Source organism: Streptomyces sp. NPDC039736, from assembly GCF_055596485.1.
In genome coordinates, this window is sequence record NZ_JBVIUQ010000003.1 from 561,123 (window position 1) to 582,326 (window position 21,204).

Annotated in this window: 24 protein-coding genes; 8 read left to right on the forward strand and 16 right to left on the reverse strand. The window is 74.4% G+C overall.

Annotated elements, in window-relative coordinates; genetic code table 11:
* Positions 1 to 17: 17 nt before the first annotated feature.
* Positions 18 to 335 carry a hypothetical protein gene (locus ACZ56L_RS12000; protein ID WP_471063507.1) on the reverse strand — a complete coding sequence of 106 codons (318 nt, stop codon included), beginning with the start codon at positions 333 to 335 and terminating at the stop codon, positions 18 to 20.
* 6 nt (positions 336 to 341) lie between these two features.
* Here ACZ56L_RS12000 and ACZ56L_RS12005 point away from each other — a divergent pair, with 6 nt between their 5' ends.
* Positions 342 to 737: an HAD-IA family hydrolase gene (locus ACZ56L_RS12005; protein WP_471063509.1), complete on the forward strand. Its 396-nt coding sequence runs from the start codon at positions 342 to 344 to the stop codon at positions 735 to 737.
* 12 nt (positions 738 to 749) lie between these two features.
* Here the strand turns inward: ACZ56L_RS12005 and ACZ56L_RS12010 are convergent, their stop codons facing one another.
* From ACZ56L_RS12010 to ACZ56L_RS12020, 3 genes are all read right to left on the reverse strand, one after another.
* On the reverse strand, positions 750 to 1,436 hold the full coding sequence (locus tag ACZ56L_RS12010; protein WP_471063511.1) for a 2-phosphosulfolactate phosphatase: 687 nt from the start codon (positions 1,434 to 1,436) through the stop codon (positions 750 to 752).
* A gap of 320 nt (positions 1,437 to 1,756) precedes the next feature.
* Positions 1,757 to 2,488, reverse strand: a complete 732-nt coding sequence (locus ACZ56L_RS12015) for a hypothetical protein (protein WP_468687336.1) — start codon at positions 2,486 to 2,488, stop codon at positions 1,757 to 1,759.
* A gap of 101 nt (positions 2,489 to 2,589) precedes the next feature.
* Positions 2,590 to 3,639, reverse strand: a complete 1,050-nt coding sequence (locus ACZ56L_RS12020) for an aldo/keto reductase (protein WP_345227493.1) — start codon at positions 3,637 to 3,639, stop codon at positions 2,590 to 2,592.
* Between the two features lie 277 nt (positions 3,640 to 3,916).
* Here ACZ56L_RS12020 and ACZ56L_RS12025 point away from each other — a divergent pair, with 277 nt between their 5' ends.
* Together ACZ56L_RS12025 and ACZ56L_RS12030 are read left to right on the forward strand one after the other, a co-directional pair.
* On the forward strand, positions 3,917 to 4,714 hold the full coding sequence (locus ACZ56L_RS12025; RefSeq protein WP_345227491.1) for a thymidylate synthase: 798 nt from the start codon (positions 3,917 to 3,919) through the stop codon (positions 4,712 to 4,714).
* Entirely contained in the window at positions 4,711 to 5,229 is a 519-nt protein-coding gene (locus tag ACZ56L_RS12030) for a dihydrofolate reductase (RefSeq protein WP_471063514.1), read from the forward strand. Before ACZ56L_RS12025 ends, ACZ56L_RS12030 begins: the two co-directional genes overlap by 4 nt.
* Positions 5,230 to 5,275: 46 nt before the next feature.
* Here ACZ56L_RS12030 and rph read toward each other — a convergent pair whose 3' ends face one another.
* Positions 5,276 to 7,951 carry a rifamycin-inactivating phosphotransferase gene (gene rph / locus ACZ56L_RS12035; RefSeq protein ID WP_471063516.1) on the reverse strand — a complete coding sequence of 892 codons (2,676 nt, stop codon included), beginning with the start codon at positions 7,949 to 7,951 and terminating at the stop codon, positions 5,276 to 5,278.
* A 162-nt stretch (positions 7,952 to 8,113) separates the two neighbouring features.
* Entirely contained in the window at positions 8,114 to 9,106 is a 993-nt protein-coding gene (locus tag ACZ56L_RS12040; RefSeq protein ID WP_345227483.1) for an NAD-dependent epimerase/dehydratase family protein, read from the reverse strand.
* 182 nt (positions 9,107 to 9,288) lie between these two features.
* On the opposite strand from ACZ56L_RS12040, the gene ACZ56L_RS12045 reads away from it, so the two are divergent.
* Positions 9,289 to 9,870 (forward strand): DoxX family protein, encoded by a 582-nt coding sequence (locus tag ACZ56L_RS12045; RefSeq protein ID WP_471063518.1) that lies wholly within the window; start codon positions 9,289 to 9,291, stop codon positions 9,868 to 9,870.
* 115 nt (positions 9,871 to 9,985) lie between these two features.
* Here ACZ56L_RS12045 and ACZ56L_RS12050 read toward each other — a convergent pair whose 3' ends face one another.
* Both ACZ56L_RS12050 and ACZ56L_RS12055 read right to left on the reverse strand, forming a co-directional pair.
* Positions 9,986 to 11,359 (reverse strand): uracil-xanthine permease family protein, encoded by a 1,374-nt coding sequence (locus tag ACZ56L_RS12050; protein ID WP_471063520.1) that lies wholly within the window; start codon positions 11,357 to 11,359, stop codon positions 9,986 to 9,988.
* The gene (locus ACZ56L_RS12055; RefSeq protein ID WP_345227476.1) at positions 11,356 to 12,510 is read right to left on the reverse strand and encodes an aryl-sulfate sulfotransferase; all 1,155 of its coding nucleotides are present in this window, start codon (positions 12,508 to 12,510) and stop codon (positions 11,356 to 11,358) included. Before ACZ56L_RS12055 ends, ACZ56L_RS12050 begins: the two co-directional genes overlap by 4 nt.
* A 225-nt stretch (positions 12,511 to 12,735) precedes the next feature.
* Between ACZ56L_RS12055 and ACZ56L_RS12060 the strand changes: the two genes are divergently transcribed.
* Positions 12,736 to 13,308, forward strand: a complete 573-nt coding sequence (locus ACZ56L_RS12060) for a helix-turn-helix domain-containing protein (protein ID WP_471063847.1) — start codon at positions 12,736 to 12,738, stop codon at positions 13,306 to 13,308.
* A 32-nt stretch (positions 13,309 to 13,340) separates the two neighbouring features.
* On the opposite strand, the gene ACZ56L_RS12065 is transcribed toward ACZ56L_RS12060, so the two are convergent.
* Positions 13,341 to 13,901, reverse strand: a complete 561-nt coding sequence (locus tag ACZ56L_RS12065) for a GNAT family N-acetyltransferase (RefSeq protein ID WP_471063522.1) — start codon at positions 13,899 to 13,901, stop codon at positions 13,341 to 13,343.
* A 19-nt stretch (positions 13,902 to 13,920) separates the two neighbouring features.
* Positions 13,921 to 14,418: an NUDIX hydrolase gene (locus ACZ56L_RS12070; protein WP_345227469.1), complete on the reverse strand. Its 498-nt coding sequence runs from the start codon at positions 14,416 to 14,418 to the stop codon at positions 13,921 to 13,923.
* Positions 14,419 to 14,618: 200 nt separating this feature from the next.
* Here ACZ56L_RS12070 and ACZ56L_RS12075 point away from each other — a divergent pair, with 200 nt between their 5' ends.
* From ACZ56L_RS12075 to ACZ56L_RS12085, 3 genes are all read left to right on the forward strand, one after another.
* Positions 14,619 to 14,927: an SCO0607 family lipoprotein gene (locus ACZ56L_RS12075; RefSeq protein ID WP_468687355.1), complete on the forward strand. Its 309-nt coding sequence runs from the start codon at positions 14,619 to 14,621 to the stop codon at positions 14,925 to 14,927.
* 102 nt (positions 14,928 to 15,029) lie between these two features.
* On the forward strand, positions 15,030 to 15,299 hold the full coding sequence (locus ACZ56L_RS12080; RefSeq protein WP_380836853.1) for a hypothetical protein: 270 nt from the start codon (positions 15,030 to 15,032) through the stop codon (positions 15,297 to 15,299).
* A 78-nt stretch (positions 15,300 to 15,377) separates the two neighbouring features.
* Positions 15,378 to 16,481 (forward strand): winged helix DNA-binding domain-containing protein, encoded by a 1,104-nt coding sequence (locus ACZ56L_RS12085; RefSeq protein WP_471063525.1) that lies wholly within the window; start codon positions 15,378 to 15,380, stop codon positions 16,479 to 16,481.
* A gap of 20 nt (positions 16,482 to 16,501) precedes the next feature.
* Here ACZ56L_RS12085 and ACZ56L_RS12090 read toward each other — a convergent pair whose 3' ends face one another.
* The 6 genes from ACZ56L_RS12090 to gvpJ form a co-directional block, all read right to left on the reverse strand.
* Positions 16,502 to 16,810 carry a hypothetical protein gene (locus tag ACZ56L_RS12090; protein WP_471063527.1) on the reverse strand — a complete coding sequence of 103 codons (309 nt, stop codon included), beginning with the start codon at positions 16,808 to 16,810 and terminating at the stop codon, positions 16,502 to 16,504.
* A gap of 83 nt (positions 16,811 to 16,893) precedes the next feature.
* Positions 16,894 to 17,421 (reverse strand): GNAT family N-acetyltransferase, encoded by a 528-nt coding sequence (locus tag ACZ56L_RS12095; RefSeq protein WP_471063529.1) that lies wholly within the window; start codon positions 17,419 to 17,421, stop codon positions 16,894 to 16,896.
* 44 nt (positions 17,422 to 17,465) lie between these two features.
* Positions 17,466 to 18,239, reverse strand: coding sequence for a polysaccharide deacetylase family protein (locus ACZ56L_RS12100; RefSeq protein ID WP_471063531.1), 774 nt, complete (start codon positions 18,237 to 18,239; stop codon positions 17,466 to 17,468).
* A gap of 232 nt (positions 18,240 to 18,471) precedes the next feature.
* Positions 18,472 to 18,873 carry a RidA family protein gene (locus ACZ56L_RS12105; protein WP_471063533.1) on the reverse strand — a complete coding sequence of 134 codons (402 nt, stop codon included), beginning with the start codon at positions 18,871 to 18,873 and terminating at the stop codon, positions 18,472 to 18,474.
* Positions 18,874 to 19,031: 158 nt separating this feature from the next.
* Complete coding sequence (locus ACZ56L_RS12110; protein WP_471063535.1) at positions 19,032 to 20,630, reverse strand: hypothetical protein; 1,599 nt, start codon at positions 20,628 to 20,630, stop codon at positions 19,032 to 19,034.
* Between the two features lie 151 nt (positions 20,631 to 20,781).
* Positions 20,782 to 21,186, reverse strand: a complete 405-nt coding sequence (gvpJ, locus tag ACZ56L_RS12115) for a gas vesicle protein GvpJ (RefSeq protein WP_471063849.1) — start codon at positions 21,184 to 21,186, stop codon at positions 20,782 to 20,784.
* Between the last annotated feature and the right edge of the window lie 18 nt (positions 21,187 to 21,204).

Below are 21,204 nucleotides of genomic sequence, written 5' to 3' on the forward strand. Positions count from 1 at the left end.
GCCGGTGCGGGTGGTCGTCAGCAGGCCAGCCGGGTGCGGCCCAGGACGCCCGCGAGGGGTTCGTCCGGCAGACCCGCCTCCGGGAGGAGCGGGAGGCCGGGACCGGCCGGGTACGCGAGCGAGACCGGCCGCTCGGGCCGGTCGGGAAGGTCTTGGACGAGGGGGCCGTGCCGCCAGTGGAACGTCGGGAGCAGGACCAGCCCGCGCCCGGCGAGCCGCACGTCCCGCACCCCCTCGGCCGGGCCGTTCCCGTCCCACTCCCACACGCCGTCACGCAGGCGGGACCCCGGTGCCAGGGCGGTCAGCGCGGCCCCGGCGCCCTGCTCGGCGAGCATGAGGGCATGGCGGGCGAACTCGGCGCGGTGCAGGTCCTGGACCAGCGGCCAGACCAGTGCCAGCACGGACTCGTACGCCGCCCGCTGGGCGCGCTCCCAGGTCCGCCAGGCCTCGGGGCGGCCGTCGTGCAGGGCGCGAATCCAGGAGGAGCCTGCCTGGCGGCGAGGGGTCTGGTCGGCTCCTTCGACGCGGTGCTCAACACCTCCCGCTTCGGTTTCGCGAAGCCGGACCCCCGCGTCTTCGCGGAGGCGGCCCGCCGGGCGGGCGTGCCCCCGCAGCGCTGCCTGTTCGTGGACGACACCCCGGCCCACGTCGAGGCCGCGCGCGAGACGGGCCTGACCGGGCACCACTACCGCGGCATCGGCCAACTGCGGGACGCGGTCGCCCCGCTGCTCCGCTGACGCGGTGTCCGCTCACCCGCCCGGAAGGACCGGGCGCAGGACCACGAGGGGGCCCTCCCGGCGGGCCTCCATCGCGAAGGGGAAGCGGTCCGGCTGGACGCAGAGCTCGACGTCCTGCGGGTGCGAGCCGCTCCGTACGCCCGTGGTGAGTTCGTCGGCCGCTCGGGAGGCCCGGGCGCGCTGGACGTACGGGCCCGCCTCTGCCTCTTCGCCCCCGGCACGCGCGGCGATGTACTCGGCGCACGCCAGGTCCTCGTCCGCGCGGCCGTCCTCGCCGGTGACGACGTAGGTCACCTCGTCCGCGCCGCGTTCCCGCAGGACCCGGGCCGTCGCTTCCGCGACCACGAAGGCCGCGCAGAGGACCAGCGGCGACGCGGCCACGGCCAGGGCGCCCACGGTTCCCGCCGTCGTCTTCTGGACCACGGTGCGGCCGGCCAGGTCCAGCTCCCGGAGCAGGGCGGGCGAGTTGACCGCGTCGAAACCCTCCGACAGGGCCCCGTCCTTCAGCGCGAGCCAGCCCGGGTGGGCGTTCCTGAGGGACAGCGCCTCGTCCGGGGTAGCGGCGAGGACGATCTTCTCGGCGCCCCGCTCGAAGGCCCAGGCGGCCACGGTGAAGGCGCGCATGACGTCGACGACCACCGCGGCGCGGGGCACGGGGGCAGCCGCCAGTTCCGGTATTCCTGCGAACCGATGTTCCATTGCGGCATTCTCCCCCGAGGGTCCGCGGCCCGGGACGGTTCAGGGGAGGCGTGGTGCTGCGGGCCTGCCCCACGTCAGTCGGAGACCGCCCTGAGCACGGCCTTCACCCCGTGCCAGATCGCGCGGAGGACGGCCCGGACGGCACCCTCCACGGCCCCCTCCACCACGCTTCCCACGACTTCGTCGGCGACCTCGTCCCGGACGGGATGCTCGCGGCAGCGCCCGCACACCCGGCGTCCGCGGTGTGCGACGCCCCGGCACCTCCTGCACCGCCCCCGCGGGCTGTCCGTGGCCGGTTCCCCCCGGTCGTGGGGAGCCGGTCATTCCGCGCGCGGGACGGGGCTCAGCCACAGGGACTCCGCGTGGGCGCAGAGTTCGCCGTCGCGGGTGGCCAGGGCGCTGCCCGCCACGTACTTGCGGCCTGCGTGCGAGACCTTCCACGCGAAGCTCACGTACTCCTCGCCGGGCACGACCGGCCGGCGCACTTCGGCCGCCAGGTACGCGGTGACCGTGCCGCGCGGGGCGGCGGAGAACAGGTGGCAGGTCCACCCGGCGGGGCAGTCGAGCGCCCCCCACACGTGTTCGGCGGGGAGGAACGCGCTGCCGGGGCTCAGCTCCGGGTCGGGCCGCCAGGTCGTGGCGACCATGTCGTGCCCGGGCAGCGCGGAGACGTTCTGCCGCAGGCCCAGCCCGGGTTCGCGGTCCATGCCGCAGCCGTAGCAGTCGGGCGTGTAGTAGGGGGTGTCGGCCGGCGGGTGCTCCTTCTCGGCGCGCCGGGCCTCCTCCCAGGTCGGGACGCGGGGCGGCAGGGGGACGCCGGCGACGGCCTGCGCGCGGGCGAAGGGGCCGTCGCCGTCGGCGATCTCGTACGTTCCCTCCTCGCCGGCCCGTACCTCCACCGGCGTGCCGAGGGGCAGCGGCCGCCGGAAGCTCACCTTCACGGGGCCGCCGTCGAAGCGGCGCGCGAGCAGTCCCGCCGCGTAGCCGCCGAAGCCGACGCCGGGCAGGCCGTATGCGTACGGGGGTATGACGACGGTCGACCGGTGCGGCATGAGGCTCCTCGGGGGGCGTACGGGCGGTGGAAGCCGATCACGCCGCGTCTGCTCCGTCAACCCGGCCACGGGACGCGGAAGCGGATGTGGGACCCCGGCCGTCAGCCCGCCGCGCGTTCCCCCGGCGGGCGGCGGCGCAGGGCCGGGACGGACAGGGAGCGCGGGGGCAGGTAGGCCGCCGGGTCGTACAGGTCGGCCCCGGGCGGGACGATCGCGTCGATGCGGTCGAGCGCCGCGTCGTCCAGGACGACCGGGGCCCCCTCCAGCAGGCCCTTGAGCTGCTCCATCGTCCGGGGGCCCAGGATCGCCGACGTCACCCCCGGGTGCGCCACCGTGAAGGCCACCGCGAGCTGGGGCAGCGTGCAGCCGAGATCCGCCGCCAGCTCCGAGAGCTGCTCCACGGCCTCGTACTTGGCCGCGTTCGCGGCGACGGACGGGTCGAAGTTGCCCGGGCGGAACGCGGCCCGCCCCGCGTCCAGGTCCACCGCCCGCCCCTTGCGGTGCTTGCCGGTGAGGAAGCCGAAGGCCAGCGGACTCCACACCAGCACCCCCATCCCGTACCGCTCCGCCACCGGCAGCAGCGACCTCTCGACGCCCCGCGCCAGGATCGAGTACGGCGGCTGCGCGGTACGGAAACGGCCGAGGGCGCGGCGCTCGGAGACGTGGTGGGCCTCGACGATCTCGTCCGGCTGGAAGTTCGAGCAGCCGAAGGCCCGGATCTTGCCCGCGCGGACGAGGTCGGTGAGGACGGAGAGCGTTTCCTCGATGTCGGTGGTGTGGTCGGGGAAGTGGACCTGGTAGAGGTCGATCCGGTCGGTGCCCAGGCGGCTGAGGCTGCCCTCCACGGCCTGGAGTATCCAACGCCGTGAGTTTCCGCCCCTGTTGGGGCCCTCCCCCATCGGGAAGTGCACCTTCGTGGCGAGTACGACGTCGTCCCGCCGGCCGCGCAGCGCCTTGCCCACGATCTCCTCGGACTCGCCCTGCCCGTACATGTCGGCGGTGTCCAGGAAGTTGACGCCGTGGTCGAGGGCGGCGTGGACGATCCGTACGCACTCCTCGTGATCCCCGTTGAAGCCGGCCTGGAACATCATCGTGCCGAGGCAGTGCGTGCTGACCTCGATGCCGGTCCGGCCGAGGGTGCGGTAGCGCATGGCGGTGCCTTTCGCAGATGCGGGTTCGGGTTCGAGTTCGAGTTCGGCAAGGCGGCCCGGCGCTCGCGTGCGGCCGGTCGTGGGAACGAACCCTAGGAGCTGGAGCGCGCTCCAGCGCAAGCCCTTAGCCCGGCAGCCCGGCCCCGGCGCCGCCGGGCAGCGGGACCCGGGCCTGATTCCACCGGGGGCCCGCACGGTCTCCCCACCCGTGCGGTCCGGCGTGCCCCGCCGGACGTGGTTTCGGGGTGCGCGGGAGGGATCAGTAGACTCCGGGACTGTGGCGGACAACCAGTACGAAGACCTCTTGCGGCTGACACTCACCTCCGGAACGGCCAAGGCCGACCGGACGGGCACCGGTACCCGGAGTGTCTTCGGGCACCAGTTGCGGTACGACCTCTCGCAGGGGTTCCCGCTGGTCACCACCAAGAAGGTGCACCTGCGGTCCATCGTGTACGAGCTGCTGTGGTTCCTGCGCGGCGACTCCAACATCGGCTGGCTGCGGGAGAACAAGGTCACCATCTGGGACGAGTGGGCCGACGCCGACGGCGACCTCGGCCCGGTCTACGGCGTCCAGTGGCGCTCCTGGCCCACCCCGGACGGCAGCCACATCGACCAGATCAGCGGTGTCCTGGACACGCTGCGCAACGACCCCGACTCCCGCCGGATGATCGTCTCCGCCTGGAACGTCGCCGAGCTGGACAAGATGGCGCTCGCCCCGTGCCACGCCTTCTTCCAGTTCCACGTCGCCGACGGCAGGCTCTCCTGCCAGCTCTACCAGCGCAGCGCCGACCTCTTCCTCGGCGTCCCGTTCAACATCGCCAGCTACGCCCTGCTCACCCACATGGTGGCCCAGCAGGTCGGCCTGGAGCCCGGGGACTTCATCTGGACCGGCGGCGACTGCCACATCTACGACAACCACGTCGAGCAGGTCACCGAGCAGCTCTCGCGCACCCCCTTCGACTTCCCCGAGCTGCGGCTGCGCAAGGCCGACTCGCTCTTCGACTACGCCTACGCGGACGTGGAGGTCGCCGGCTACCGGCACCACCCGGCCATCAAGGCCCCGGTCGCCGTATGAGCGCCGCCGGTACCAGGGTCGGACTGATCTGGGCGCAGGCCCGCGACGGCGTCATCGGCGCGGACAACGCCATCCCCTGGTGGCTGCCCGAGGACATGGCCCACTTCAAGGCGACCACCCTCGGCCACCCCGTGGTGATGGGGCGCAGGACCTGGGACTCGCTGCCCCCGCGCTTCCGCCCGCTGTCCGGCCGGCGCAATGTCGTCGTCACCCGCGACCCGCACTGGGCCGCCGAGGGCGCCGAGCGCGCCGGGTCCGTCGCCGAGGCCCTGGAACTCGCGGCCCGGGAGCCGGAAGCGGCCGAGGTGTGGGTGATCGGCGGCGGGGAGGTCTACCGGGCCGCCCTGGAGCACGCCACGCTGCTCTCGGTGACCGAGATCGACGCCACGGTCGCCGGCGACACCTACGCCCCCGTGCCGGGCCCGGCGTGGCGGGCCGCCGAGGACCAGGACTGGCAGACCTCCACCTCCGGGCTCCGCTACCGCATCCGCAGGTACACGCGCCCCACCGCCTGAGGCGGGAGGCCCGGTCCCGCTGTCGGACGGCCCGGTCCGGGACGGTTCAGTCCAGGAGCTCCACGTAGCCGTCCGTGCCGTGGATGCGGATCCGCTGGCCGTCCCTGATCAGCCGGGTCGCCCCGGCCACCCCCACCACCGCCGGCAGCCCGTACTCACGCGCGATCACCGCGCCGTGCGTCATCAGGCCGCCCACCTCCGTCACCAGGCCCGCGATGCCGACGAACAGCGGTGACCAGCTCGGGTCCGTGAAGGACGTGACCAGGATGTCGCCCGCCGCCAGGTCGGCGTCCGCCAGGTCCAGGACGACGCGGGCCCGCCCCTCCACCGTCCCGGCCGACACCGCGAGGCCCGTCAGCGCGCCCTCGGGCACGTCGTCGCGCCGGTAGGAGCCGTTCAGCGCCTCGCCGTCCGAGGTCAGCACCCGGGGCGGGGTGAGGGCGGTGTACGTACGGAAGTCCTCCCTGCGCCGCAGGACCAGGTCCCGGTCCACCCGCCGGGAGCGGGCGGCCTCCCGGAACTCCTCGTACGTCAGGTAGAAGGCGTCCTCCGCCTCCGCCAGCACGCCCGCCGCCGCGAGGCGCTCCGCCTCCGCCAGCAGGGCCCGCTTGTAGGCGAAGAGGCGGCAGATGACGCCGTACTTGGGGTACTCCCGGTAGCCGATGAACGTCCGGACCCGTTCGATCATGTGCCGTGCCTCGGCCGCCTTCGCCTCGCCGTCGGGCAGCTCCCGCAGGCGTGCCAGCACCTCGTCCGCCTTGCGCTCCGCGCGCAGCCGGCCCTCCTCGAAGCGCTTCGCGGCCGCGCCGGGACCGAAGTTGCGCACGTTGTCGAGGATCGCCGGCACCAGCGTGCCCGGGCGCTCCCGCCAGCGCGGGCGGGTGATGTCGATCTCGCCGACGCAGCGCATCCCGTACCGGTCGAGGTACTTCTCGATCGCGTCCCGCGCCGCGGCCCCGCCCGGGACCTCCGCCAGCCCGTCCAGGAAGTCGTCGCCCTCGACGCCGCGCAGGTACGCCAGCGCCTCCGGGTGCGGACGGATCACGTCCGCGACGTCCAGGAGGTCCAGGCCCATCTCGGAGGTGATGTTGTCGGGGGCGGACAGGGTGAGCGTGTCGGCGGCGTTCTTCTCGCCGAGCCACTCCTCCAGTTTCTCGTTGAGCCACCAGGTGGCCTCGTGGCTCGCCATGATCGCCCGCATGCTCAAGGGGTCGCTGAGCACCCGCTTGTGCTCCTCGAAGGCCTCGTCCAGGAAGTCGAAGAGCGCGGGTCCCGCCTTCGACCCGGCGGCCGCCTCCAGCTCGGCGACGGACGCCTCACTGCGCGCGATCAGGGCCGTGACGACCGCCGGGTCGTTCCCGAGCGGCTCGGGGGCGGCGTGCGTCCCGGCGGCCGGGCCGGGAGCGGGCTCGGGTTCGGGCAGTTCCGGTACGAAGCCCTCCCGTGCCAGTACGGTCTCCAGCGCGTCCCGGACCAGCGGGTCGCCCTTCCCCATCAGGTCCAGGAGGCCGGCGCGGACCGAGGGGATGCCCAGGCGCGCGGTGACGTCGACGAACAGCCGCCCGCCCGCCTCCTGCATCGGCGCCATCGCCGTGCGCTGCCACATCGACCAGCCCAGCGGCCTCATCGCGTCGGTCATCATCTGCTGGTGGCCGACGGACACGTACACGTGGTTGCCCCGGTCGGCGGCCTCGGGGACCGGGAAGAGCGTCGTGATCGGACGGCTCTGGACGATCTGGAAGCCGTCGTCGACCAGACACCACTCGATGTCCTGCGGGCGTCCGAAGTGCGCCTCGATGCGCCGGCCCAGCTCCACCAGCCGCACCGCCTGCGCGTCGGTGAGCGCGGGCTGCTCCTGCCGCCCGGCGTCGACCGCGACCTCCCGGGTGCCGCCGCCCGGCAGCGCCTCGATCGCCCGCTGCTTGGCGGCGATCGTGCGGGCGGTGACCTCACCGTCCCGCACCGCGAACACGTCCGGGTTCACCAGGCCCGACACCAGTGCCTCGCCCAGGCCGAAACCGGCGTCCACGGTCGCGGTCCTGCGGTCCCCGGTCACGGGGTCGGCGGTGAACAGGATGCCGGAGGCCTGCGGGAAGACCATCCGCTGCACGACCACCGCCATGTGCACCGTCCGGTGGTCGATGCCCTGGTGCCCGCGGTACGCCACGGCCCGCTCGGTGAAGAGCGACGCCCAGCAGCGGCTGACGTGCCGCAGCACCTCCTCGGCTCCCACGACGTTCAGATACGTGTCCTGCTGCCCGGCGAAGGACGCCGTGGGCAGGTCCTCCGCCGTCGCGCTGGAGCGGACCGCGTAGGCGTCGTGCGCGCCGTGCCGGGCGAGGGCCTCGGTGACCTCCCGCACGAGGGCCGGGGGCAGGGCGATCTCCTCGACCGCCCGGCGGACCCGGGCACTGAGGGCGCGTACCGCCTCCTGGTCGTCGGCGGCCGCGGCCGCCAGCTCGTCCAGCGGGGCGAGGACCGTCGGGGCCTGCGCGACGACGTCCCGGAAGGCCTCCGTCGTCACACAGAAGCCGTCCGGCACGCGGACGCCCTCGATACGGGACAGCGTGGCCAGGTGCGCGCCCTTGCCGCCGACGGACCCGAGCCGCGCGCCGTCGGTCGCGCGCAGGTCCCGCACGTACTTGTCGTGGTCCTGCTGCCCGTCGTCCTGCTGCCCGTCGTACTGCTTCTCCGCTGACTGCCCGGCATACTGCTCGCTCATCTGTGCCGCTCTCATTTCCGCAGGTGGTGGCCTCGGCGGGTGATTCTGCGGCATTCCGGGGGCCTTGTGGCAAGACCCCCGGTGGGGTATACCTTGGTTGTGGCGGGGAGAGCGGTCTCCCTGCCTTTCGTGTGTCCGCCGCCGGGGCGTTCCGGTTCCCGGTCAGCCCAGCGCGTCGATGAGCTCGCGTTCGCGGGTCGCGCTCAGCCCGGTGCGCCGCTCCCGGTCCAAGCCCCGCTCGCGCTCCCAGCGGAGGGTGTCGGCGATCAGTTCCGTGCGCGGGCGGTGGCGCAGCCCGGCGGCGACGGCCGCGGCCCCACTGCGGTCGGAGAAGGCCCGCCAGCCGGGCGCGACGATCCACAGCGCCAGCGACTCGGGGCCCATGTACTCCGCGACCCCCTGCTCGCGCAGCCAGTCCGACGACGCCCGGACGACCGGACCGGTGTGCCCGCCCGCCGCACGCGACAGCTCGATCCACTCCTCCAGCGGCAGCACGGGACCCACCGCGTTGTACGTTCCCGTCGTGCCCTTCTCGGCGGCGTCCAGCAGCCAGCCGCAGAGGTCGCGCACGTCGATCACCTGGGTCGGCAGGGACGGCTCGTCCGGGACCAGCAACGGGTCCCGGGGGTCGCGCGCCGCGCGGGCTGCCCAGTAGCCGGAACGGTCGCTGTGGTCGCCGGGACCGCCGATCAGCCCCGCCCGCGCGATCAGCAGCCGGTCGCCCACCGCCGCCACGGCCGCCTGCTCGCACGCCACCTTCGCCTCGCCGTACTGCTCGCGCCCCGTCTCGCGCACCTCCGGCTCCGTCGGAGCCAGGAGGGCCGCCGACTCGTCGGCGCCGTGCTCGCCGTGCGTGGCGTACGCGCTGCACGAGGACACGTACGTCCAGTGCCGGGCCCGCCCCTTCAGCGCGTCGAGCGCGTCCCGTACGAAACCGGGCTGCCAGGACACCTCCATCACCGCGTCCCACGTACGGTCCAGCAGCGGCGCGTACGCGTCCGGGGCCGAGCGGTCGGCCGCCACCAGCCGCGCCCCCTTCGCCGCCTCGCCGCTCTCGCCGCGCGCCAGGCAGGTCACCGTGTGCCCGCGCTCGATCGCCTGCCGGGACAACTCCCGGCCCACCCATGCCGTACCGCCCAGAACCAAGATCTCCATGCGGCTCAGCCAACACCCGTCACCCGGCGATGCCCAGGGGGTTCGCTCACGGCGGACCGGCCGTGCGCCCGTCGGCGCGCACCTGCCGCGCGTTTGTCGTACATCTGCCCGCTTCGTGCATGGCGGGCGACGGGGCGGGGAACCCGTGCCGCATGGCACTCATCAGGAGGATCGCAAGGCCCATGCTGGCCTCGACATTCATCAGCGGTGGAATCGGCACCCTCCGGAACCCGGAGAAGGCGGCCGCCGCCGCCGAGCCCGTGGCGCTTCCGCTGGCGCGGAAGGTGCCGAAGCTGCCGACGGACCCGGAGAAGCTGGTACGGATCAACGCCGCCGTGCAGGTGGGCGCGGGCGCCCTGCTCGCCCTGGGCCGCTTCCCGCGGCTCGCCTCGCTGGCCCTGGCGGGCACGCTGGTGCCGACCACGCTGGCCGGACACCGCTTCTGGGAGGAGAAGGACCCGGAGGCGAAGGCGGAGCAGCGCAACCACTTCCTCAAGAACCTCTCGCTGGCGGGCGCGCTGCTGATCACCGCCGCCGACACGCACGGCAAGCCGTCGATGGCGTGGCGGGCCCGCAGGTCGGCCACGGCGGGCCGGCGCGCTACCGAACGGGCGGGCCGGCGCGCCGAGCTGACGGTCCGTCGGGCCGACGCGGCGCGGGCCCGCTCGCTGCGCTCGGCGCAGGGCAGGTCACGGGCGGCGGCGGGCTCGGCGCAGAAGCGGGCGAAGGCGGCGGCGGGGTCGGTGCGCAAGAAGGTCGCGTAACACCCGGGACGGCAGGGCGCGCCCGGCCTGGGGCGTGCGGCCGACGCGTGCGGCCGGGGCGTGCGGCGGGGCGGCCCCGGCGTGCCGCCGGGCGCGCCGGGTACCCCTCCCCGGGTCAGCCGGAGGGCCGCCCGGCGCCGACGCCTCCGGCGGCGCGTCCGGAGCGGGCGGTCAGCGTGAAGAGGCCGTGGAGCAGGACCGCCGTCAGGGTTCCCGCCACCACCCCCGAGCCCAGCACGGTCCGTACCCAGGAAGGAAAGCCCGCGTAGAGCTGCGGAGCCACCACCGGCAGCAGGCCCGCCGCCAGTGCCGACGCCGCGACCATCGAGTGGCCCTGCCGCGCCAGGTCCGCGCGGGCCAGCATCTGCACGCCCATCACCGCGATGAGGGCGTAGACGACCAGGGCGCTGCCGCCCACCACCGCCGGCGGGACGCCCGCCACCGCCCGTGACACCGGGGCCAGCAGACCGACGGCCACCAGCAGCGCGCCGGCCGCGGCCGTGACGTAACGGCTGCGCACGCCCGTGAGGCGGCTGATGCCGATGTTCTCGGAGCTCGTGACCATGAGGGACGTGCCCCACAGACCGCCGAGCAACGACATCACCGCGTCCGCCCGCGCCACCTTCGGCACGTCCCGCCCCGGTGCGGCCGCCCGGCCCGAGGCCTCGCTGTTCAGGACGGTCTGGCCGGTGATCTCGGCGAGCGTGGTGAGGCTGAAGATCAGGAGCGGGAGGGCGGCCAGGAGGTCGAACCGCGGCGCTCCGTACGGCAGGAGGGCGGGGAGCGCGAAGCCGGCGCCCGCCGCCGGGGTGAAGGCCCCCAGCCCCGTGGTCACCGCGATCGCCGTGCCCGCCGTCATGCCGATGAGGACGGCACTCTGGCGCCACACCCCGCGCAGCAGGAGGTACGCGGCGAGGGTGACGGCCACCGTCAGAGCGGCCAGCACGACGGACGCCGGGAGCGCCCGGCCGGTGGGCCCGGTGACCAGTTGCGCCGCCACCCGCACCATCGCGATCCCGATCAGCAGCACCGTCACGCCCATGACGAGGGGCGGGAAGAGCCGTACGATCCGCGCGTACAGCGGCACCACCGCCAGCAGGAGCAGCGCCGCCAGGAACACCGAGCCCGTGGCCACCGCCGGTCCGTGGTCGGCGGCGATCTGGAGGAACAGCGCGGCCGCCGCCCCGCCGGGCAGCATCACGAAGGGCAGCCGGGCGCCGACCTTCCACACACCGAGGGACTGGAGCAGGGAGCCCGCCCCGCAGAGCACGAGCACGGCGCTGAGCAGGGAGGCCGTGCGGGCGGGGGAGAGGTGGAGGGCGGCGGAGGTCAGGAAGACGGTGGAGATCGGGGCCGCGGCCATCGCGAGCACGTGCTGGACGGCGAGCGGCGCCAGGCGGGCGAGGGGAACCCGCTCGTCGACCGCCGCGACTTCCGGGGCCTGCCCGGCCCCCGGGGCCTCCGCGGCCCCGGTGAGCGGCTTGCTCATCGGCCCGTCTCCAGCGGTGCCGTCGCCGGCCGCGCCGTCTCCAGCCACGGCAGCTCCTCCGCCGCGTAGCGGTACGCGCGGAAGACCGCGTTCGGCTCGGCCGGGAAGAGCCCGCGCACCTCGGACTCCGCGTACCCGCCGAAGTACGGGACGACGTACTCCCAGACGACCAGCCCGTCCGGCGTGACCTCGAAGAGACGCCCGGCGGGGGAGTCGGCGACGAGCGTGTTGCCGTTCGGGAGACGCTGGGCCGAGCCCATGAACGGCGCGAAGAAGGACTCCCTGGCGGGGTCGTGGTACTCCCACACCACTTCCCGCGTCGTCCGGTCGATCTCGATGACCCGCGAGTACGGCACGTCGTGGCCCGGGCGGAAGACGCCGTTGTCGAAGACGAGGAAGTTGCCGTCGGGGAGCTCGGTGGGGTGGTGCTGCTGGGAGACCGTGCCCGGGTCCGTGCGCCACACGACCTCGCCGGTCTCGCGGCTGATGACGATCACGGCGGAGGAACTGCGCAGGCTGGCCAGGACGTTGCCGTCGGCGAGCGGGGTCACGGAGTTGATGAGCGGCCAGTGCTCGCGGGCGTAGTCGGGGTGCAGGGCGTACGCCTCGCGGTCCAGGTGGTCGGCGGCGCGCCAGGACCACACCGGGGAGCCGTCGGCGTCGAGCTGGACGATCGTGTCGGCCCAGACCGTCCCGCCCCCGGCCTCGGAACCGGGCACTCCGCCGCGCACGGCTTCCGCGTCCGTGCCCGTCAGGGGCTCGACGGCGGTGTAGAGGACGCCGCCGTCGTCGAGGTGGTGGGCGTCGTGGTGCTGGAGGGGGTCGACGTGCTCGCGCAGCGGAGTGCCGTCGGGGGCGTAGACGCCCATGACTCCGCCCCGGTACTTGTGCCACATGGGGAAGAGGGCCTGCCGGCCGGGGAGTACGCCGTTGTGGGCGAGGTCCCCGCCGGGCAGGATCCGCGCGTGCCGCCCGGCCCGGTACGGCAGCTTCCAGGTGTGCGCCTCGGTGCCGTCGAGGCCGATCAGGTGGACGCGCCCGCCGTCGGTCAGCGGTGCGAAGAGGGTGTATCCGGGGAAGGCGCGGTCGGGGTCCAGAGCGATGAGCCCCGTGCCGCGGCGGCGGCGCTGATTCTGGTCGACGGTGGTCACGGCGGGCCCTTCCGATGGGGTCAGAATTTCTTTGACGAGGTGGAACTCCTTTGACGCTAGGGGAGTTGTGTGTCAGCGGTGTGACAGGAGCACGAAGCCTCGCGCGACCCCGCATAGGGTGACCGCGGAAGGCGGGCGACCATGGCGGAAACGGGTGCGCGGGGCGTGGCAGGACGGAGCGTGGATGTGGGCGGTACGGGCGCGGGGGAGGAGCCGGACGCGGGTGTGCCGGGGACGGACGCGCCGGGCCGTGGCGGCGGGCCGCACAGTGGACTCGGCAGGGCCGTCCGCCGGCGGCGGCGCGCCCTGGACCTGACCCTGGCCGCCCTCGCCGACCGCAGCGGCCTCTCCGTGCCCTTCCTCAGCCAGGTCGAGAACGAGCGCGCCCGCCCCAGCATGCGTTCCCTGCAACGCATCGCGGACGGCCTCCGGAGCACCGCCGTTCAGCTCATGGCCGCCGCCGACGACGCGCGCGCGCCGCTCCACGTCGTCCGCGCCCAGGACGATCCCGGCCTCGCCCGGAACGCGGGAGTGCGCCCCCTGGTGCGCGGGAACCGCCGGCTGCACGCCCTCGAATTCACCGGGCCGCAGCAGGCCGACCGCGAATTCCTGCACGAGAACGACGAGTTGATGTACGTCGCGGACGGCACCGCCGAGGTCCACGCCGAGGGCCGCACCCTCGTCCTGGAACGCGGCGACACCCTGTACCTCGCGGGCGGCGTGCGCCACCGCTGGCGCGCCACCAGCCCGGACACGCGCGTGCTGCTGGTGGCGGTGGCGGACGGCGACCAGTACTGACGTACCGTCAGAAGCCTTTCACCGTACGGCTTCTACATCACCGGCGGCTCGTCGTGCAGGACGCGCTGGAAGAGATGGCTGTCCTGCCACCTCCCGTCGATGTGCAGATAGCGCGGCGCGGTGCCGATCCGGTCGAAGCCGCACTTCTCCAGCACCCGCTGGGACCGCACGTTGCGCACCACCGTCGACGCCTCGACCCGGTGCAGCCCGAGCGCCTCGCCCGCCGCCTCGCACACGTGCCGCACCGCCGCGCTCGCCAGTCCCCGCCCCAGGTGCCCGGCGGCCACCCAGTACCCGAGGGAAGCGCTGCAGAACGGCCCCCGCACGATCCCCGACAGCGTCACCGCACCCACCACCCGCCCCTCCCGCACCATCAGCCACGGTACGAGCCTCCCCTCCTCGTACTGTGCGAGCCGGTCCCGCAGCCGGTCCGCCTGGCCCTCGGCGGTGAAGTAGCTCTCCGGCCAACGGGGTTCCCAGGGGCTCAGGTGCTCCCGGTTCTCCCGCACGGCCGCGGCGAGCGCCTCGGCGTCCTCGAGGGCGGCGAGGCGCAGGTCGACCCCTTCGGGCAGGGCATACGTCGAAATGATCACGCGGCCACGGTAACCGCGCTCAGGACGGCACCGGCCCGCCGTCCTGCAAGTACAGGCTTCCGCCGGTGCGCAGCGCCTCCCGTACGAGTGCGAGGCGCGCCGTCTGCCGCGGGCCGACCAGGGGTTCCCACTCCTCCACCGTGCGCAGGCCCCAGTCGTCGTGCTCCGGGGACAGCACCGGGGTGAACGAGGCGCGGGTGATCGCGGGGCCGCGGAAGAGGAACTGCGCGTACGGGGCCAGGCCCCGCGGGCGGCACCAGTCGACGCCCAGCAGGGCGGGGCCGCAGGTGAGCTGGTGCGCGGTCTCCTCGTCCACCTCGCGGACCGCCGCCTCCCACGGGTCCTGCCCGTGCTCGACCGTTCCGCCGGGGAACTGCCAGACGTCCTCGTACGTGGCGTGCAGGAGCAGCAGGCGCAGGTCGGGGTCGTGGAAGACCACGGAGGCGGCGGAGGTCGTGCGGACCATGGAGGCCAGCCATTCCTCGTGCGTGGGCTGTTGCTGTACGGCCGTGTCCATGCTGCGCAGTATTCCCCACGGCGCCGGACCGGGCCCGAACTTCCGCTGGGGGAGGGCCAATTGATCACTCCTTACGGTGAACGCCCCCACCGTCGTCCCCGCCCGTGCCGACGAGCGCCGTACGGAGGAGCGGACGAGAGGGTTGACACCCCGCGAACGGGTCAGGCTTACCTCCGTCGCCGACCCGCAAGGAGCCCACCGTGCACCTCCGCCACGCCAGGCACTCCCGTACCGCCCGCGCCGTCCTCGTCACGGCTTCCGCCGCGGCGGTCCTCGTCCTCTCCGGCTGCTCGGCGCAGGACGCCATCTGCGGCGGCGACGAGTACCCGGTCCTGGCGGTGGGCTCCACCGGCCGGGCCTGCGCCCCCGAGGGCGAGGAACCCCCGAAGGGCTACGCCCGCTTCCCGGAGGGCAAGGTGCCGGAGCGGGTGGGCGACGAGTGGGACACGTACTGGCAGACCCACACCCTCGACGAGAACGGCCGTGTCGTCACGGCCCCGCAGGAGTAGCCGCGCGGAGCGGCCGGGCGGCCCCGCCGGCCCCGCGCCGTGCGTCCCGGGGCACGCGTAGGGTCAGGAGCGACGAGACGCACCGCACCCGGAACGACGGACATGAGCAGAGGACTTCGGCACGTGAGGGCGATCCCGGCGCGGTTTGCCGCGCACGTCGGACGGACCGTCAGGGACCTGCCGGCCCCGGTCAAGGAGGAGATCCACGCGGCCGTGCTGCGGGCGTGCGGCGACCCGTGGTCGTGGCCGCAGGCCGACAAGTACGAGCTCGACGACACGGTGCGGGTGATCACGACGTCCGCCGCCATCGTCCACTACGTGATCCTGACGGGCCCGGACCCGCATCTGTGGGTCTTCGCGATCGTCACTTGAGGGGGCGGGCCGGGCCGGCCCGGACCCGGATATCCTGCGCGGAGCCGCCCTCCGCCGTCAGGAACGGAGTCCGCCCCGATGACCGCCGCCCTCCTCGACGCCCGGGCGCTCAACCGCGCGACCCTCGCCCGCCAGCTCCTCCTCGGCCGTTCCGACCTGTCGCCCCTGGACGCCGTGCGGCACCTCGGCGGCCTCCAGGCCCAGGAGCCGCAGGAACCCTTCATCGGGCTCTGGTCACGGCTCGAAGGGTTCCGACCCGCGCGACTGGACGACCTGCTGACGGAACGTCAGGTCGTCCGTACGCATCTGATGCGGCGCACCGTCCACCTCGTCACCGCCGACGACGCCCTCGCCTGGCGCTCCCGCCACGACGCGATGCTCCAGCAGAAGGTGCTCGCCGCCTACCGCCGGGAGCTCGCCGGGATCGACCTCGCGGAGCTCGCCGCGGCGGGCCGCGAGGTCATGGCCGACGGCCGGCCCCGCACCCTGGCCGAACTCTCCCGCGCCCTCGTCGACCGCTGGCCCGAACCGGGTGTGCGCCCCCTGGGCGAGCTGCTGGTCTCCGCCCTGGTCCCGATGGCCCAACTGCCCCCGCGCGGCCTCTGGCGCACCCGGGCCGGCGTCCGCAACCTCCCGCTCTCCCTCTGGCTGGGCCGCGCCCCGGACCCGCTGCCGGCCGCTGCCGACGACCCGGTCGGGCAGACGCTGGTACGCCGCTACCTCGCCGCGTACGGACCCGCGGCCTCCGCGGACCTGCGGGCCTGGTGCGGTGTCGCGGGACTGCCGGCGGCGGTGGCCGCCGTACGCGGCGAGCTCGTCGCCTTCCGGGACGAACGCGGCCGCGAACTCCTCGACCTGCCCGACGCGCCCCGCCCCGACCCGGACACCCCGGCCCCGGTACGGTTCCTGCCCGCGTTCGACAACGCCGTCCTCGGCTACCACGACCGCAGCCGGATCATCGACGACGCCCACCGGGGGCTCTCGGTGGCGGGCACCCGGGTCGCCCTGGTCGACGGGCGGGTCGCCGCGACGTGGATCACGGACGCGGACGGCACGGTGACGGTCACCCCGCTCACCCGGCTCTCCCGCACCGACCGCACCGCGCTGACCGAGGAGGGGCAGCGCCTGGCCGCCTTCCTCTCCGACGGGCAGAGCGACCGGGCACGCCTCACGCCGCCCTGACGCGGGCGGACGACTGCTCCTCAGCGCCGTGGCCGCTCGGGCCCTCGGGCGCGGATGCGGACCACCTTCGCGTCCAGGTCCACCTGGAACGGCGGCTCCTCCGCCGGACGCACGTTCTTGCGGACGCGCTCCTGCTCCAGCTCGCGCCGCTGCGTCTGCGCGGCGGGGGACAGGTCCCGCAGCAGGTCCGCGCCCATCGCGGACAGGCCCCTGCGCCTGCGCCAGTGGACCCAGCCCCGGCCCTCCATCCAGAGCAGGGCACGGTCCGCCAGGAAGATCGCCGCGGCGAGCCCGGCGAGAACGGCCGCCTGCCACACCGCGTTCGTCATGTGAGGCTGAACGGGCGGGGCGGGCAAGGAAGTTCCCGGGTGCGGACATCCGCCCGCACCGGGCCCCCGGCGGCGGCCGGGGCTCAGCGCGGCGCGGGGGCGGGGCGGACGCCGAACCACTGCTCGGCGCCCCACGCCTCGAACCGTTCCGCCTCGACGAAGCCCAGTTTCCGGGCGAGGCGCATCGAGGGGACGTTGGCGGTTTGGGTGGCGAGTACCACCGGTTCGCCGGGGTGCGCCGCGGTGAACCGGTCGAGTGCGGCCCGGCACGCCTCGGCGGCGTACCCGTGTCCCCACGCCTGCGGCAGGAACAGATAGCCGAGTTCGGTCCGCCCGGCGGCCTGCGGGAGGAGCCCCGTGTCCCGCTGGAGGGTGAGTCGGCCGATCATCACCCCGTCGCGCTCGATCACGAAGCAGCCCGGGCGCCGGCCCGGCACCTCGGGCATCGCGCGTTCGAGCTCCTCGCGCGGCTGCGGGCCGCCGACGTACGCGTTCACCTCGGGGGAGGAGAACAGGTCGACGAAGGCTCCGCGGTCCCGCGCCTGCGACGCGCGGAGCACCAGGCGTTCGGTCCGCAGGGGCTCGGGGGGCCAGGGGTCCGGTGTGTTCATGCCGGGCAACCTACCGTTCGGTCATGCGCGCGCGAGCACCCGCCTCATCGGACCGGGAAGCCGAACTCGTAACCCTGGGAGAGGAGTTGGGGCAGCAGCCTGCGCAGTGCCGCGACGGTCTGGGTGCGGTCGCCGCCCGCGTCGTGGAAGAGGATCGTCGGGCCGTTGCGGAGTTCGCGCCCGACGGTCTCCACCATCGTGGCCGCACCCGGCCGCTGGAAGTCCTTGCTGTCCACGTTCCAGCCGAGGGGACGCATGCCCCGGTCGGCCGCCAGCCCCCGGCTGTACGGGGTGAACGCCCCGCCCGGCGCCCGGTAGTACATCGGCCGCACGCCGCCGGACGCCTCGGTGATCATGTGTTCCGCGTCGAGGATCTGCTGCTTCTGGTACGCCGGGGACTTCTTGTCCATGGCCGTGTCGTGCGACACCGAGTGGTCGCACAGCCGGTGCCCGGCCGCCACGACCTTCTTCACGAGGTCGGGGTACGCCTTCGCCTGCGGTCCGACCATGCAGAACGTGGCCTTCACCCGGTGCTCGCGCAGCAGCTCCAGGACCTGCGGGGTCCAGGTGGGGTCGGGGCCGTCGTCGATGGTGAGGTTGAGGCCGCGCGGGCCCGCGTCGGAGGCGTGCGCGATGCTCGCGTCGACCGGCCGGGCGGGGGTGCGGGGAGCGGCGGTGGCCGGCGCCTTCGCCGTGGGCGGCGCCCCGGTGCCGGCCTGTGCCGTCCACACCGAGGCGCCGCCCGCCAGCAGGGCCACGCCGAGCGCCGCCCCGACGGCCTTGCCGTACCAGCCCCGTCCACTGTCGTGTCGTCCCATGTCCGCCCCTTGTCCGCGCTGTTCCTCGTCCGTGCCGTGCGATCACTGGGCAGGACGAGGCGCGGCGGCGAAGGGATCCGTCCGTTACGGATTACGGACAATTCCGCCGATGTTCGGGGACAACCCGCGGACGAGTTCCGTCCCCGAGGGGCGGCCGTGGCTGAATGGGACGGCCGTGGACGACGCGAGGGCCGTGGCTGACGGGAAAGCCGTGGCTGACGGGGGGCGTGCGCTACGCGACGGCCGTGCCCTCCAGCTCCACCACCTGCCCGGGGACCGCCAGTCGGCGTACCTCCAGCATCGTGGTCGTCGGGGTCGCCCCGGCGGCCCCGAGCCGCCCCGCCAGCGCGCCGTAGTGCGGGAAGAGCCGGTCGATGTCGGTGCTGTAGACGTTCAGCCGGACCAGATGCGCGAGGGTCATGCCCGCCTCGGCGAGCACCGCCTCCAGGTTGTCGACGCTCAGGGCGAGCTGCGCCGCGACGTCGCCCTCGTGCTGCGGTCTGCCGTCGGCGTCCATCGCGGTCTGCCCGGACACGTACAGGGTGCGGGTCTCGCCGGAGACGAGTTCGCCCTGGTGGAAGCCCAGCTCCAGGGACCAGTCCACCGGGTTGACGGGGGTGCGCTCGATTGCCATGACGGCTCCATTTCGACGCGTGCGGGCATCCGGCGCGCGGAAGCCCCCACGGGGAACACGGGAGTGCGTACGTCCGTCGACGTCGCGGTCATGACCCTCTCAACCCATGTACGACATCCTTGGTCAGGTATTCCGGCCGACGTGGAACGAGGCGGCGGCTACAGCCCGTCGTCCTCCCGGAGCAGCGGGCAGCCGAACGGGAGCACCCGCTCGGACAGCCGGCCCAGGACCCGGTCCTCGGTCAGGGACGCCTCCGCCAGCCAGTCGTACGCGGTCAACTGGTCCAGGAACTCGCCCAGTTGCCCGGCGTCCACGCCGCACAGCGACGCGAGCTCCGCCGCCTCCAGCCCCTCCCCGCCCGCCCCCAGGCCCCCGTCGGCGGTGCTGTGCGCCGCGCAGGCCAGCGCGAGCAGCCGCGTCGCCGCCGGGGTCTTCTTCTTGCGGAGCTTGCGGTCGCCGACGCCCTTCTGCGCCCACCCGGACAGCTTCGTACGCGCCAGCTTGCCGAAGCCGAACGGCCCGGCCGCGCCCTCGGCGGGCACCAGCGACGGCACCAGGATGCCGGTGGGGTTCTCCGGCGCGGACGTCAGCAAGTCCTCCACGGTGGAGGGCAGTCGCATCCACCCGGCGTCGACGAGGTCCTGGAGGGCCCGCGCGGGGTCGCCCAGCGGCCAGCCGGTCACGTCCTGGCCGGTGACGTTGCCGTGGCCGGTGCGGGCCGAGCGCAGGGTGAGCAGCAGCGTCAGCAGGCGGGCCTCCGGGCCCGGCACCGGCGCGTGGTCCCGTACGTGGGCGAGCACCGTCCGTGCGTGGGTCCAGTGGTTCGGGCTGCTCAGCAGGCGCTCGACGCCGTCCGAGAGGCCCTCGCCGGTGCGGTGCGCGTGCTGGGTGCGGGCGGTGGCCGCGGCCTGCTCCGCGCGCCGCGCCTCGGCGCGCAGGCTCCCGTCGCCCGTGCTGTCCGCCCAGGCGACGAAGGCGAGCGCCTTGCGCTCGTGCAGCCCGGCCAGGGCGGCGAGGTCGGGCTCGCCGGACTTCTGGTAGGCGCGGAACGCGTCGCCCAGCTCGATGAGTTCGTCCCGCAGGGCCACCGGCCGCAGGTCGTGCGGCACCAGCCGCTGCGCGATCTTCCCCTGCCGCCGGGGCCGCCGCGGCCGCGGCGCGGTCGCCCGGTACGCGGGCCCGCCGGGGCCCGCGCCCGGAGCCGGCCCCGCCCCCGGCACGGACGCCCCCGCGGCGGAGAACAGCGGCGCGCCCACCCCGCCCACGGTCGGCGCCGCGCCACCGGGCGCGGCGGCCTGCGCCTCGCCCGGTCCCTGGGTCCGCTGCCGGCCCGGTCCCTGCGCCTGTTCCTGCGCCGACGCCACCACCCGCGCCGTCGGACGGGCCGCCGCGCAACGCGCGCAGCACTCCCAGGCCCGCCACCAGCGCCCCATCGGATCCACCGCCACCGCCAGCACCACCGCCCCGCCGCACTGCGGAGCCGGCGCGTTCCGCCCGGTCTCGGCGTGCGCCTGGCACCCCTCGGCGCGGCACGCGCAGGCCGCCCGGGCGCGCGGGCCGCCCGCCGCCCGCAGATGCGCGGTGAGGTGCGCGTTCGCGTAGGCGCGCCCCTCGGCCGCCGAGGGCAACTGCCGTGGCGCACAGGCCGGACGGCTGCAGGCCACCTTCACCGCCGCCACGTCACGCCCCACGGCATCCAGGCGTACGGTCCACGACCGTCCCGCCACCCGCTCGCTCTCCACATGGGCCTGCGCCACGAACTGCCCCTCCCTGCGTGCTTCTTGACCGAAGGACCGGAACCCGGAAGACGCGGATCCGGAACCGCTGAGGGACATCATCCAACATTCGCGACCGCACCGTGCGACGAACCGACCACGCAGCGTCAACCCGCCGGGAGCGGAATCCGCCTCAGCGGCGGGGGCTGGCGTTCTCCAGGTTCTCCCGGACCTGCCCGAGGACCTCGGAGAACCCCTTGGCGACCCCCGTCATGGCCCCCTCCTTCGCGCTGCGCGGCCCGGACGTGCCCTTGCCGCCGCCCGACCCGGACGTGCCGCCCAGGAGCTCGGTCAGCCCCGCGGGCTTCTTGGCGCCGGTCTCCAGATCGAGGCGGTTGCACGCCTCGGCGAACCGCAGATAGGTGTCCACACTGGCCACGACGATCCGGATGTCGATCTTCAGGATCTCGATGCCGACCAGCGACACCCGGATGAACGCGTCGATCACCACCCCCCGGTCCAGGATCAGTTCCAGTACGTCGTACAGCCCGCTCGTGCCCCCGCCGCCGCCCTGCCGCGGTGTCATCGCCGTCGTCATGACCCGTGCCTCCTGCTC

Bases quoted from the DNA above. Each gene is read 5' to 3' on its own strand.
- ACZ56L_RS12000 (WP_471063507.1), bottom strand. From the start codon at position 335: ATGCTCGCCGAGCAGGGCGCCGGGGCCGCGCTGACCGCCCTGGCACCG.
- ACZ56L_RS12005 (WP_471063509.1), top strand. From the start codon at position 342: ATGGCGGGCGAACTCGGCGCGGTGCAGGTCCTGGACCAGCGGCCAGAC.
- ACZ56L_RS12010 (WP_471063511.1), bottom strand. From the start codon at position 1,436: ATGGAACATCGGTTCGCAGGAATACCGGAACTGGCGGCTGCCCCCGTG.
- ACZ56L_RS12015 (WP_468687336.1), bottom strand. From the start codon at position 2,488: ATGCCGCACCGGTCGACCGTCGTCATACCCCCGTACGCATACGGCCTG.
- ACZ56L_RS12020 (WP_345227493.1), bottom strand. From the start codon at position 3,639: ATGCGCTACCGCACCCTCGGCCGGACCGGCATCGAGGTCAGCACGCAC.
- ACZ56L_RS12030 (WP_471063514.1), top strand. From the start codon at position 4,711: ATGAGCGCCGCCGGTACCAGGGTCGGACTGATCTGGGCGCAGGCCCGC.
- rph (WP_471063516.1), bottom strand. From the start codon at position 7,951: ATGAGCGAGCAGTATGCCGGGCAGTCAGCGGAGAAGCAGTACGACGGG.
- ACZ56L_RS12040 (WP_345227483.1), bottom strand. From the start codon at position 9,106: ATGGAGATCTTGGTTCTGGGCGGTACGGCATGGGTGGGCCGGGAGTTG.
- ACZ56L_RS12045 (WP_471063518.1), top strand. From the start codon at position 9,289: ATGCTGGCCTCGACATTCATCAGCGGTGGAATCGGCACCCTCCGGAAC.
- ACZ56L_RS12050 (WP_471063520.1), bottom strand. From the start codon at position 11,359: ATGAGCAAGCCGCTCACCGGGGCCGCGGAGGCCCCGGGGGCCGGGCAG.
- ACZ56L_RS12070 (WP_345227469.1), bottom strand. From the start codon at position 14,418: ATGGACACGGCCGTACAGCAACAGCCCACGCACGAGGAATGGCTGGCC.
- ACZ56L_RS12080 (WP_380836853.1), top strand. From the start codon at position 15,030: ATGAGCAGAGGACTTCGGCACGTGAGGGCGATCCCGGCGCGGTTTGCC.
- ACZ56L_RS12085 (WP_471063525.1), top strand. From the start codon at position 15,378: ATGACCGCCGCCCTCCTCGACGCCCGGGCGCTCAACCGCGCGACCCTC.
- ACZ56L_RS12090 (WP_471063527.1), bottom strand. From the start codon at position 16,810: ATGACGAACGCGGTGTGGCAGGCGGCCGTTCTCGCCGGGCTCGCCGCG.
- ACZ56L_RS12095 (WP_471063529.1), bottom strand. From the start codon at position 17,421: ATGAACACACCGGACCCCTGGCCCCCCGAGCCCCTGCGGACCGAACGC.
- ACZ56L_RS12100 (WP_471063531.1), bottom strand. From the start codon at position 18,239: ATGGGACGACACGACAGTGGACGGGGCTGGTACGGCAAGGCCGTCGGG.
- ACZ56L_RS12105 (WP_471063533.1), bottom strand. From the start codon at position 18,873: ATGGCAATCGAGCGCACCCCCGTCAACCCGGTGGACTGGTCCCTGGAG.
- gvpJ (WP_471063849.1), bottom strand. From the start codon at position 21,186: ATGACGACGGCGATGACACCGCGGCAGGGCGGCGGCGGGGGCACGAGC.